The organism is Bacillus sp. AFS041924, from assembly GCF_002577195.1.
In the GTDB taxonomy this organism is placed as follows: Bacteria; Bacillota; Bacilli; order Bacillales; family Bacillaceae_G; genus Gottfriedia.
Window position 1 is genome coordinate 1 of record NZ_NULG01000050.1, and the last position, 13,464, is coordinate 13,464.

Genomic DNA, 13,464 nt, shown 5'->3' on the forward strand with positions numbered 1-13,464 from the left:
TAAACTGCCATTTAGTTGAACAAGAAAATCAACATTATTTATTAACAGATCATAAATCGAAAAAAATTAATGTTATAAATTATCAGTTTATAACTCGATAATCTATACAGGTAGACAAAAAACCTACTAAGTAATTAAATAATATTTTTCCCTTTAGTAAAGGGTATTAATAAGTTGTTTATTTGTATCCATTTTTTGTAGAATAAGTTGATTGCAACGGAAGGGTGCTCGACTCCTATGGGAAATGCGGGAAGCTTGAGACCCCACAGGCGTAAGCCGAGGAGGCTCAAGTCTCGCCCCATGGAAAGCGAGCAACCTGCAGTGGAAATCAACAACACCCAGCTTCCTTTAAATCGAAAAAAATTAATGGTATAAATTATTAATTTATAACTCGATAATCTATACAGGTAGACAAAAAACCTACTAAGTAATTAAATAATATTTTTCCCTTTAGTAAAGAGTAATTAAGTTCTTTAAATGTATCCATTTTTTGTAGAACAAGTTGATTGCAACGAAAGGATGCTCGACTCCTATGGGAAATGCGGGAAGCTTGAGACCCCACAGGCATAAGCCGAGGAGGCTCAAGTCTCGCCCCATGGAAAGCGAGCAACCTGCAGTGGAAATCAACATCATCCAACTTCCTTTAAATTGAAACAACAGTTGTATAGTGGTTTTTATTTTTTACTTTAATAGAACCCATTTAAATAGGAAAAGAAAGAACAAAAAATAAAAAAAGAACATAAAAAAAGGGCGAAAAATACTTCACCCTTGAGATCTAGCCACATTACTGATTATTCATCTTTTCATAATAAGAAATCGTTTTTTTAAGCCCTTCAAATAATGAATAGCTTGGCTTCCAATTTAATAGATTCTCAGCTTTATCATTCGTTAAAAAGCTATGTTTAATATCCCCTGGTTTTTCTTTATCATAAGTAGTTTCAATTTTACGATCGATCACCTGTTCAGCGATATTCAACAATTCATGAAGCGTTGTCGGAGTATGTGTACTGATATTACAAAAATCATTAATTGACCTCTCACTTGCTAATAAATTAGCATGTACAATATCATCAACAAATATAAAATCTCTTGTCTGTTCACCGTCACCGTAAATTGTAAATAATGAATTATTCATAATTCGTTCTACTAAAATACTAATGACGCCACCTTCGCCTTTTGGATCCTGACCAATTCCATACACATTTGCATAGCGGAAGATTGAATAAGGAATATCGTATAAATCATGATAGATTTGAACATAAAATTCCGGAGACAGCTTAGATGCACCATAGAATGAAATCGGTAAAGTCGAATGTTTCTCATCAACGCCTAGATAAGAGGGATTACCATATGCAGCAGCAGAAGAGGCATAAACAAGACGACAATCCTTCTGTTCTTTTAATTTACGAAGAGATTCGAGAACATTTAATGTACCTAATATATTAATACTTGCGTCTTCAACTGGGTTTTGAATTGAAAATTGGACATCGATTTGGGCAGCATGATGATTAATAACATCTGGTTTCTCTTTTAAAATGATTTCAATGAATTGTGGATCACGGATATCCACTTCATAAAACATGACACCAGGAGGAATATTATCTAATTTTCCAGTTTTTAAATTATCTACTACAACCACTTCATAGTCATTTTTTAGATATGCTTTAACTAAGTTTGATCCAATAAAGCCAGCTCCGCCAGTAACAACTACTTTTTTCATCTAGAATCTCCTCAATTATAATATGTTTTTATTTTTTTACTTTATTTTAGCTTTTACTAATTTTATCATAATTTGTGAAAATTAATCCAATGAAGTATGTAATTCAGACTAGATTGAAATATTATTTTTAAGTATCTAAAACGTTAAAAAATCAATTATTAATGGAATATCTACTTGTTCTATGATAAAATTATTTTGTTTTGTAGCATTTTGTAGAATGATGTAAAATTGTGATTTTAGTTAAAATTGACATTTAGATTAAGAGGAGGTGCTTTCGATAATGTCATCAAAAAAACGAGTTCTTTTAATTACACAACATTTCTATCCTGAAATCGGAAGTGCAGCAAATCGTCTGAAAAACATTTATATGGAACTGAATGAAAAAGGATATGACGTTAAAGTATTAACGCTTGAGCCGAGATATCCAAGTAAAGAATTGTATGAGAATGAACGTTTTTGGGATACGGAATTAAATGAAGAAGATGTTATTCGAATTGAACCTCTTGTGAAAAAACATTCTAATAGTATTTTTAAACGCTTATTTCTATATTTAGAAGTTATGTTTCGTTTTATATTAGAGATCTTTCGATATAAGAAAGAAGTAGACTATATCTTCGTGACGTCACCACCTATATTTGTAGGTTTTGCAGGGTTAGTCGCTAAGTGGAAGTTAAAGGCTCCATTGATCCTTGATATTAGAGACTTGTGGCCAGAATCAATCATTGGTGCAGGGGTATTTTCAAATCCTTTGATTCTTTCCATGGCATTTAAACTAGAAGATTTGCTTTATCGTAAAGCAACGAAAATTTTTGTAAATAGTAAAAGTTTTATTAACTATATGAATGGCAAAAATGTTCCGACAGAAAAAATTTACTTTATGCCGAATTCACTAACTGAAGATGAATTAAGTATTGATGTGAACAATCCGAACATTAATGATAAAAAAACGGTTATTTATACAGGTAATTTAGGCTTGGCACAAGATATTCAAAAGTTAATAAAAGTTGCTGAGAACTTAAAAAATGAAAGCAATATTCAGTTCACGATTGTGGGCTACGGTTACCACTTAAATGAATTGGAAAAGCTAATAAAAGAGAAGAAATTAAATAATATTAATCTTCAGACAGCTAGATCTAGAAATGACACGTTAAGCTTAGTTGCAAAGGCAGATATTGCCTACGTTAGTTTAGTAGATAAAGATGTTTTTAAAACAGTATTGCCAGGCAAGATTATTGATTATATGTGTGTGAAAAAGCCAATAATTGGTGATGTTGCTGGTTATGCAAGTGATATTATCCATCAATCTAATTGTGGTATTGTTTCAACTGAAAATAGTGTTGAATCTTTAGCAAATAATATTTTGAAACTTGCAAGTGATGAAGAATTATGTACCCGATTAGGGGAAAACGGATATCAATATGCTTATGAGCATTTGAGATGGAAAACGAATATCCGTGTTTTAGAAAAGGCTTTGGAGGATATCGATGAGTAAAAAAGTTTGTGCATTTGTTTTCAATCATTTTACAAATGATGCACGTGTGCTTCGTGAATGCTCAGCTTTAGTTGAAGCCGGATATGAAGTAGATTTGATTGCACTGCATAATTCTGAAATGAAAGAATTACCAAAAAGGGAAAACCGCAATGAAGGTTTTAGAGTCATTCGTGTAAATGACCAATTACCTATGATTTTACGTTGGCCATTGCTGATTTCGTCGTATATAACAGATTTTGTTAAGATGAATATTTTTACGAAAATTTTAGCTTTGATCTTAGTTATTCTTTGTTTGTTTAATATGCCAATTACGACAATTAGTACCGTACTATTGGTTACAATCTTCAGCAATCGAATTGTAAAAGTAGCAAGTAGAAGAGGTTACTCGATACTTGAAATGACAATCTACGGATTGATGAGAAATTATGATATCTATCATGCAAATGATTTAAATACATTGCCTCAAGCAATTGTTGGAGCTAAACTATTCCGACGAAAAAAATTAATATATGATTCACATGAAGTACAGTCAAGTCGATCTGGGTATGAGAATCCCATTTTCGGTAAAATAGAGAAATTTTTAATTAAATTTATTGATGTTATGATTCATGAAAATGACACGAGAGCAAAGTTTACCCAAGATTTGTATAGCATCCCCTATCCTGAGGTTATTCATAACTATCCTTTCGTTTCCCATCCAGAAGAGAACCACTCAGTTAACTTGCATAAGTTAGTTGGAATTTCAGAAGAGGAACCGATTCTTTTGTATCAAGGTGGTATTCAAAAAGGTCGAGGGTTGGAGCAAGTTATTCAAGCAGTACCACAGTTTAAACGTGGAATTGTCGTATTTATAGGCGATGGGAAATTAAAACCTACCTTATTAAATCTAGTGGACGAGCATCAGTTACATGATCGTGTTAAATTTATTGATAAAGTGCCTGTAGATGAACTGTTAAACTATACTCGAAATGCTTATTTAGGCTTTCAAGTATTGAACAATATTAATTTTAATCACTATTCTGCTTCATCAAATAAACTGTTTGAATATATGATGAGCGGTGTACCTGCAATCGCATGTAGTTTTCCTGAAATTCAAAAAGTAGTTGATAAGGAAAAGACGGGTATTTGTGTTGATTCACATGATCCAAATTCAATTGCAGAAGGTGTTAATTATTTGCTGGATCATCCAGAGGTGAGAGATGAAATGAGTAAAAATTGTCTCATCGCTCGCGAAAAATATAATTGGAATGTCGAAAAGAAAATCTTTGTGGAGATTTATCGCAAGACACTCCAGGTAAAATGATATTTAACAATTTATTGAACATAATACAAATGTAAAGAAAAATTAGTATAAAAATATTTGATGTTTAAATTGATTAGATATAGAATGTAATATGTTAAAAATGAATATTTTCACATAAATTGTCGATTTTAAAGGCAATTAAAAAAAATTGAATGTGAGGGGATTTAAATGAAAATCTGTACAATGGGATTAGGATATATTGGTTTACCAACATCAGCAATGTTTGCAAAATATGGTGCTTCTGTAGTAGGTGTAGACTTATTTCCAGAAGTTGTAAATAAATTAAATAATGGTGAAATTCATATTGAAGAGCCTGGTTTAGGTGATGTAGTTAAAGAAGTAGTAGAAAAAGGAAACTTCCGTGCGTCATTAACTCCTGAAGAGGCTGATGCATTTATTATTGCAGTTCCAACTCCTAATAATAACGATGAATATAAATCATGTGATTTAGGCTATGTATTACAAGCTACAAAACAAGTGTTACCATTTGTTAAAAAAGGGAATGTTATTATTGTAGAATCAACAATTGCTCCACGTAGTATGGACGATTTTGTAAAACCTCTTGTTGAAGAAGCTGGTTTTACAGTTGGGGAAGATATTTTCTTAGTACATTGTCCAGAACGTGTATTACCTGGTCAAATTTTACATGAATTAATTCACAACAACCGTATCGTTGGTGGCGTAACAGAAAAATGTTCTGAAGCTGGAGCAAAAGTTTATGGTCTTTTTGTTGAAGGTGAAATCATTAAAACTGATGCAAAAACAGCTGAAATGTCTAAGTTAATGGAAAATACTTTCCGTGATGTTAACATTGCATTAGCAAATGAATTAACAAAAATTTGTAATGTATTAGAAATCAATGTATTAGATGTAATCCAAATGGCTAACAAACACCCACGTGTTAACTTACATTCACCAGGACCTGGTGTTGGTGGACACTGTTTAGCAGTTGACCCATACTTTATTGTAGCTAAAGCACCAGAACAAGCTCAAATGATCAACTTAGCTCGTGGTATCAATGTATCAATGCCTGAGTATGTTGTAAATAATGTTAAAGCGATGGTTGAAGGAATTGAAAATCCAAAAATCGCAGCATTTGGTGTTACTTATAAAGGAAACGTAGATGACATGCGTGAAAGTCCAGCTATGGATATTATTGACATCTTACGTAATGAAAACTTAGAAGTAGCAGTACATGATCCTCATGTAGAATCTGATACATTCAAATTATTCTCAGCAGAAGAAGCTGTACAAGATGCACATTTAATATTAGTTCTAACTGATCATGATGAGTTTAAAACAATGAACACTGATGAGTTAGCTGAAAAAATGGCAAAACCAGTTTTATTTGATACACGTAATTGCGTTAAAACAAATGAGGGTAAAATGCAATTTGTAAACTTTGGTAATTTATATACAGTAGTAAACTCTAGAAAGGTTACGGTATGAATTCGTTAAAAACCGTATTCTCTGAACAATTTAATAATGTATATATGATAGGTAGACTGTCTGCATATGAGCTGAAAAAGCTCTATGCAAACAGTTTTCTTGGTGGTATATGGATCATTTTAAATCCAATTATCCAAATTGCTGTATATGGTGTAACGTTTGGGCTAGGTATTCGTGGAGGAAGACCAATTGATGGCATTCCTTACTTCACTTGGATGATTTGCGGACTAATACCATGGTTTTTTATTAGTGCATCGATTATGCAAGGTTCAAATGCAATCTATAATAGAATTAATACTGTAGCTCGGATGAATTTCCCTCTAAGTATTACGCCGACATACGTTATTGTTGCTCAATTATATACTCATCTAGTTTTATTAATATTATTAATTACGATTGTTTCCATTACAGTAGGAATAGGAAATATTCATCTAATTGAACTGCTGTATTATATCTTTGCTAGTTTTTGCTTCTTACTCTCTTTATCATTTATTACTTCGACATTATCAACAATGATGAGAGATATTCATTTATTAATTCAGCAAGCTACTAGAATGTTATTATATTTGACTCCTGTATTATGGGAAGCAAGTGAACATGCTCCAAAGTTTTTATTAGACTTAATGAAATTAAATCCATTCTTCTATGTTGTAGAGGGTTATCGTTCAGCATTAATTTATGACAACTTTAATTATCTTTTATCTCCATTAACAGCTTATTTCTGGGGCTTAGTTGTTATTATGTTAATTGTTGGAACTACACTACACGTTAAGTTTAGAAGAAACTTCGTGGATTATTTGTAAGGGTGAATGCCTATGAGTACAAAAGTAGAATTTAAACATGTTACAAAAAAATATAAGATGTACACTAGACAGGTTGATAAAATTAAAGATTTATTTACATCGAAGGAAACTGGTGACTATCACTATGCTTTAAGCGATGTTTCTTTTAAAGTTGAATCTGGTGAGATTGTTGGAATTATTGGCTTGAACGGTTCTGGGAAGAGTACAATGTCCAACTTAATTTCTGGTGTAACAATGCCTAACCAAGGTGAAGTATTCGTTGATGGAACTGCCTCACTTATTGCCATCTCGGCAGGATTAAGTGGTCAATTAACTGGTTTAGAAAATATTGAATTAAAAGGCCTAATGATGGGCTTAAGCAAAAAAGAAATTCAAGAAATTACGCCAAAGGTCATTGAATTTGCCGAAGTAGGAAAATTTATTAATCAGCCTGTAAAAAACTATTCGAGCGGTATGCGTTCACGTTTAGGTTTTGCGATTGCGATTAATATTGATCCTGATGTACTTGTAATTGATGAAGCACTTTCTGTAGGTGATCCTACATTTACACAAAAATGTCTTGATAAAATGAATGAATTTAAAGCAGCTGGTAAAACAATTTTCTTTATTAGTCATTCGCTTGCTCAAGTGAAATCATTCTGTACAAAAGCACTTTGGGTACATTATGGTAAGGTTAAGGATTATGGTGATGTGCTACCAGTAACAGCACAGTACCAAAAATTCTTAGCTGATTATACAAAACTGTCGCCTGAAGAGCGCATAAAGTTTAAAGCTGCTCAATTAAAAGAAAATACTCATGGTCTGTTAATGACAGATGATGAAGAAAAGAAAAAAGGAATTTTTGATATTTTTAGAAAGTAAAATGTATCAAAATTTCTTCATGTCTAATTACGAAAAAAATACTATATGGTACTGATTGAACACTCTTTAACTATTGTAATAGCTATTCAATAGTTAGAGTGTTTTTTCATAAGAAACGCTCTTTAATTGCTGGGACATGTAAAAAAAGGAGTGACATAATGAGTAATACGATTTTTGGACGAACAAAAGCTATCCTTAAACATGCTACAAGTACGATATTTGAAAAGAAGATCGGCAAACATGATGATGAAGAACAATGGATCATACAGATACCTTCATCAAAAGTGGATCCAAAGTTTGCGATTAAAGCTTTTAATGAAAAATATGAAAATGAAGCAATAAAAAATGATTCTTATCGAAATCACAAGAATCTCTTAAGCGAATTTCCAATGAGCAATGGTAGTAAATACTATACAAAACAGAAGCTAAAGCTTGGAATTGTATCTTGCGAGCAATTTTTTGAAACATATGAACCTGTTGCAAAGTCAATGCGAATTACAGAACAAAATTACCAAGCTGTTAGCGATGAGATTGATGTTTTACTGATTGCTTTTGATTTAGAGAATTTACCGCAGGAATGGAAAGGACTAGCCAGTTCAAAATCAGATTCAGTTCGTAAAAAGCTAATCAAACTGATTAAGCATTTTACAGCAAAATCAAAGAAAGTAATGTATTATGCTTTAGATGATACTGAATTGTTTAAAAGGCTAGACACTGTATTTGCCGAAGTAGATGCCGTTTTCACTATGCAGCTTAAAAGTTCTGAAAATTTTAAATCAGAAAAATATCACGAAAATGTTCATGTCTTAAAAACAAGTATTAATCCACTTCTTCACAATCCAATCGGAACGAGATTACATAAGTATAAAGATAAAGCAGCCTTGTATGAGTATTGGGAACCTAATGACAGTAAACGAATAAATACGTTAACTACTTATATTAATGGCGCAGTGAGTGCTGAAAACGAGATTGTCATCTATGATACAAAGCTGAATGATCATCAAGGGTATGTTTATCCAGAGGAGTATCAAAAAAGTTTAGCTCCGCCTGTTTCTGAAAAATATAAGTATGCTTATTTAAAATTTTTCCAAACAATCTTTCTGTATAACGAGAACAAGGAAAAGTTCTATCATTACAATCAGGATCTTCATGCCTGTATGGCTTTAGGAAATACGCTCATTTCAAATTATCATTCTGATATACACAATTGTTTTCAAAGTGTTTATAATGCTTATTCTGAATTTGAAATTAAGGAGATATTAAGTAAATATAGCGAGAATGATGTGTATGAAAATCAAATGGCTGGTGTCCGAACTGTGTTTAAAAAGGACACAATTTTTGACCGTTTTGCCGAAATGTGTTCTCATATTGGATTAAATGCACCAGTACAGCAAAGACGAATTGCCGTCATAACGAAGGAAAAAACAGACCATATCGTTACGATGTTTAATGCACAAACGTATCCGCATAAGGAACTTTTAATAGAAGCTGAATTTACAGAAGCGAAGAAATCCCAATTTGATCTGGTTGCTTTTTTACATGATGATTACCAATATGGAGAATTTTACTTAGAGGATTTAGTAAATGGCTTTAAGTATACATTTTGTGATTATATTACAATGGATTCCTATCTTGGCAATAAAGGGATTGAACATCAGTACGTCAGTGAGATGAAGGATAAATACGTAACAGTCTTTTGGGCTAGTTCCTTTAAAGCAAGCACTTTATTAAAGCTAAAACAAAATACAGCAATTGCAAATGGCTATAGTATTGATCCATTTGAAGTTGAAGAAAAGTGTTTAACAGCGCTACCAGAACAAGCGAATTATAAGTTTACGGTCATTATCCCGATTTATAATAATGGCTTATTCTTATTAAATAAATGTATGCAAAGCTTAAAACGGAGTAGTATGTTCCATGAGATGGAAATTCTGCTAATTGATGATGGCTCAACCGATCAATTTACACCGAAGATTATCAAACGTCTCACAAGACAATATCCGAACGTTTCTTCATTTTTCTTTCATGATGGTGGAAGTGGAAGTGCTTCTCGACCAAGAAATAAGGGAATTGAATTAATGACGACCGATTATGTAGCCTATTTGGATCCTGATAATGAAGCAGTTTGTGATGGCTACTTTAAATTATATTACGAAATGGTTTCCCAGGATGTCGATTTAGTTGTTGGAAATATTTATCGTGTTTCTGACCGAGAAATGCGCTTAAACTACGTGCATGCTGCTAAAAATGTAAACGATAAAAAAGATCTGATCGAAGGCGATACAAAAAGGATCTTAGTCGATTCGGGCTTTAAAGTAGCAAGTATTCAAGCATTGCTCGTTAAAAAGTCGATGATCACAGAAAACAAGATCGAAATGGTAGAAGGCGCTGCAGGGGAAGATTCATTATTTTTCGAGGAATTGGTTACCTATTCAAAGACAATAAAATTAGTGAATGAGGATATCCATATTTATTACGCTGAAGTTGAAGGATCAGTTGTGAATACCGTAACATCAAGATTCTTCTATCGATATATGCTTGTTCAACAACCTCGCATAAATTTCTTACAGCAGCATGGACTGTTAGAAGCGTATGCCGAAAAACGTTTTGAGGCATATTTTGAAAAATGGATATTAGAGAAACTAAAACTTGTCAAACAAGAGGAAGCGCTTGAATCTGTTAAGCTTACTGTGGAAATTTGGAACTATTATAAAGAGTATGTCAATATTAAGAGCTCGGTAGTTGCAAGATTTGACGAACTATGTAAACTAAAAGAGTATGACAAAATTGTGGATGAATATGTACAATCGTAACGGTTTTAGAAATACCGTTTTCACTACAATTTATGCCAATTGAATAAGAGCAATATAAAGAGGAAAAAATAAAATTACCTCAACAATTTGATTAACCATTTGAATGGGGGAGAAGTTTTGTCAGATAATCCAAAAAAGAGCTCTGATTTTAAATTAAAATTAAAGAGATCACTTGAAATCGATCCAAAAAATGATAGTCCATTATTAATGAATTTAAAAAAGATGGTTCGTAAATCAATTAGAACTGTCCAGCTAATTAATAATGGTCAAATTGGTCCGGTATTAAAAAAGAAGCTGAAAGGTTCAAGCAACAAAGCAAATACAACTAAAGAACGTAATATGTCGGAATCGGAAAAAGGGGAATATATTAATTTCCTTAAAGAACACAGTGATACCGGATACTATGATGAAGTTAAACCAATTATCGACAAAATTCCTGAAAGTAATGGTAGCAGATATTATCCACAAATTAATGCTAATATAGGGATTATTGCAGATGAATTTTTATTTAATTCATTTAAAGGTATTGCAAATTTCGTTTATATTACGCGAGATAATTATAAAGAATATACGAATACATTAGATATTTTTATTGTTGCTTCAGCTTGGAAAGGCTTAAACAACGAATGGAAAGGGCTTGCAAATCCAAATAATCGCTCATTACGTGAAGGAATATTTGAAATTATTGAAACGTATAAAGAAAATGGGATTAAATGTGTCTTTTATTCAAAGGAAGACCCGGTTAACTATAATCGTTTTATTGAAATCGCTCAAAAAGCTGATTATATTTTTACGACAGCCGAGGAAGTTGTTGAAAATTATAAAACCGATTGTAATAATCAAAACGTTGATGTAATGAAGTTTGGTGTGAATCCTTTATATCACAACCCTGTTGGCTTTAAAAAATATCGTCGTGAGAAAGAAGTATTTTTTGCAGGCTCATGGTATTTAAAATATCCACAGCGTCAAAAAGATTCAAAAACTATTTTTGAAGGCGTCATCAATGCGGATCATAAATTAAAGCTAGTTGACCGAAATTACAATTTATTTTTAGAGCAGCATTTTTTCCCGAAAAAATATGTTCCTTATATCTCACCTGCGATTAACCATGAAGACCTACAAAAAATTCATAAATTATATGATTGGTCATTGAATTTAAACTCAGTTAAGTATAGCCCAACGATGTTTGCAAATCGTGTATTTGAATTACAAGCACTTGGTAATTTAATGTTGTCCAACTATAGTATGTCAATTAACAATAAGTTCCCAAATGTATTTATTGTGCATGATTCTAGTGAAGTCAGCCATATTTTAAATGGCTATACACAAGATGAACTGTATAAGCATCAGGTTCAAGGAATTCGTAAAGTAATGAGCCATGAGACAACTGTTCAACGTATCGAAAGATTATTACAATTTGTTGGCTTCCCACATCAACCAAATGAACGTTCAGTAGCAGTTGTGGTTGAGAAAAAGACAGACAAAATTGAAGAGATGTTCGAATATCAAACATATGAAAATAAGCACTTAATCACGGTTGATGAATTTACCGAAACAGTTAAAGCTCAGTACGATTTAATCGCATTTTTCCATGAAGAGAAAGAGTACTATGAGTATTATTTAGAGGACATGATCAATGGTTTTAAATATACGAATAGTGCCTATGTGACGAAAGATGGTTACTATGATGGTGATACGCTAGTAGACGGTGTAGAACATGATTATGTGACGACAATGAAGGATAAATACCGTACGATTTTCTGGGCGGAATTATTTAGTGTTAATAATTTACTTGAAATGACTGGTGAACAGGCGATTGAAAATGGTTATAGTATTGATCATTTTGAATTTAATAACCAAGTTAAGCTTGCGAAGCCACAAACAAAACAATATAAGTTCTCTGTTATTATTCCTGCGTATAACAATGGTGAATACTTATTAAATAAATGTTTCTACAGCTTACGAAGAAGTAGTATGTTTGACGAGATGGAAGTCATTATCGTTGATGATGGATCGACTGATTCATACACTCCAATGATTATAAATCGCATTGCAAGAGACTATCCAAACGTTACAACGTATTTCTATACCGATGGTGGAAGTGGTACTGCTTCAAGACCTCGTAATAAAGGGATTGAAATGAGTACAACTGACTATATTACCTTCTTAGATCCAGATAACGAAGCAGTAAATGATGGATATGCAAAACTGTACGAAGAAATTGTTGAAGGTGACTATGACTTTGTCGTTGGTAATATTTATCGTGTGTCTGATCGTGAAGTGCGTTTGAACTACGTCAGTGCAGTAAAAGATGTCAATAAGCAACAATTTGAAATAAAAGGGAATACAAAACAAGTATTAGTGGATTCTTCGTTTAAAGCAGCAAGTATTCAAGCTGTTTTAGCTAAGAAATCGTTAATTACGAATAATCAGTTAAAAATGGTTGTAGGGGCAGCAGGTCAGGATACACTGTTCTTCCATGAATTATTATTGAATGCTACTAATGTAAAATTAGTAAAATTAGATATCCACATTTACTACGCAGCTGTTTCTGGATCAACTGTCAATACGATAACGAAAAACTTCTTTAGAAAATTTAATATTCTTGAGCACGAAAGAATTAAAGCTTTGAGAAAATATGAGATTTTAGATGAATATTTAGAAAAGCGCTTTGAGTATTACTTTAAAAACTGGTATTTAGCGAAGTTAAAGAAAATTAAAGAAACTGATGCGATTGAGGCAATTGAAATTCTTTGTGATATTTGGAATATCTATAAAGATGAAGTAAATCCAATTAATCCGGACATTATCCGTTTTGCTAACTATGCAGCTAATAAAGATTATGAAGGTATTTATAATGAATATGTATTAGCTGATAAAACGGATTTAGTTAATGTTTAAGTGAAGTTGAAAGTCGAATAGCAGTATAGAGAAAATCCCCTTTGTAAGAAAATACGAAGGGGATTTTGATTTTAGTTTGTGTAAAAATCGATTTAAAGAAGTTGTATGATGTTGATTTCCAC

7 protein-coding genes and 1 pseudogene are annotated in these 13,464 nt (G+C 32.3%); 7 read left to right on the plus strand and 1 reads right to left on the minus strand.

Features of this window, described 5'->3' with window-relative positions; translation table 11 throughout:
* Positions 1-784: 784 nt before the first annotated feature.
* Positions 785-1,720, minus strand: a complete 936-nt coding sequence (locus COC46_RS14280; RefSeq protein WP_098810379.1) for a GDP-mannose 4,6-dehydratase — start codon at positions 1,718-1,720, stop codon at positions 785-787.
* 280 nt (positions 1,721-2,000) lie between these two features.
* Between COC46_RS14280 and COC46_RS14285 the strand changes: the two genes are divergently transcribed.
* The 7 genes and pseudogenes from COC46_RS14285 to COC46_RS14315 all read left to right on the plus strand — a co-directional run bounded on the left by COC46_RS14285 (position 2,001) and on the right by COC46_RS14315 (position 13,342).
* Entirely contained in the window at positions 2,001-3,212 is a 1,212-nt protein-coding gene (locus tag COC46_RS14285; RefSeq protein ID WP_098810380.1) for a glycosyltransferase family 4 protein, read from the plus strand.
* Positions 3,205-4,515 (plus strand): glycosyltransferase, encoded by a 1,311-nt coding sequence (locus COC46_RS14290; protein ID WP_098810381.1) that lies wholly within the window; start codon positions 3,205-3,207, stop codon positions 4,513-4,515. The genes COC46_RS14285 and COC46_RS14290 overlap by 8 nt, the downstream gene beginning before the upstream one ends.
* Positions 4,516-4,683: 168 nt before the next feature.
* Complete coding sequence (locus COC46_RS14295; protein ID WP_098810382.1) at positions 4,684-5,964, plus strand: nucleotide sugar dehydrogenase; 1,281 nt, start codon at positions 4,684-4,686, stop codon at positions 5,962-5,964.
* On the plus strand, positions 5,961-6,767 hold the full coding sequence (locus COC46_RS14300; protein WP_098810383.1) for an ABC transporter permease: 807 nt from the start codon (positions 5,961-5,963) through the stop codon (positions 6,765-6,767). Before COC46_RS14295 ends, COC46_RS14300 begins: the two co-directional genes overlap by 4 nt.
* 12 nt (positions 6,768-6,779) lie before the next feature.
* A pseudogene (tagH, locus tag COC46_RS14305) lies at positions 6,780-7,604 on the plus strand (teichoic acids export ABC transporter ATP-binding subunit TagH); the annotation flags it as partial.
* A 182-nt stretch (positions 7,605-7,786) separates the two neighbouring features.
* Positions 7,787-10,441 (plus strand): glycosyltransferase family 2 protein, encoded by a 2,655-nt coding sequence (locus COC46_RS14310; RefSeq protein ID WP_098810385.1) that lies wholly within the window; start codon positions 7,787-7,789, stop codon positions 10,439-10,441.
* A gap of 117 nt (positions 10,442-10,558) precedes the next feature.
* Positions 10,559-13,342 carry a glycosyltransferase gene (locus COC46_RS14315; protein ID WP_255294909.1) on the plus strand — a complete coding sequence of 928 codons (2,784 nt, stop codon included), beginning with the start codon at positions 10,559-10,561 and terminating at the stop codon, positions 13,340-13,342.
* Positions 13,343-13,464: the final 122 nt, after the last annotated feature.

Bases quoted from the DNA above. Each gene is read 5' to 3' on its own strand.
- COC46_RS14295 (WP_098810382.1), top strand. From the start codon at position 4,684: ATGAAAATCTGTACAATGGGATTAGGATATATTGGTTTACCAACATCA.
- COC46_RS14300 (WP_098810383.1), top strand. From the start codon at position 5,961: ATGAATTCGTTAAAAACCGTATTCTCTGAACAATTTAATAATGTATAT.
- COC46_RS14290 (WP_098810381.1), top strand. From the start codon at position 3,205: ATGAGTAAAAAAGTTTGTGCATTTGTTTTCAATCATTTTACAAATGAT.
- COC46_RS14280 (WP_098810379.1), bottom strand. From the start codon at position 1,720: ATGAAAAAAGTAGTTGTTACTGGCGGAGCTGGCTTTATTGGATCAAAC.
- COC46_RS14285 (WP_098810380.1), top strand. From the start codon at position 2,001: ATGTCATCAAAAAAACGAGTTCTTTTAATTACACAACATTTCTATCCT.
- COC46_RS14310 (WP_098810385.1), top strand. From the start codon at position 7,787: ATGAGTAATACGATTTTTGGACGAACAAAAGCTATCCTTAAACATGCT.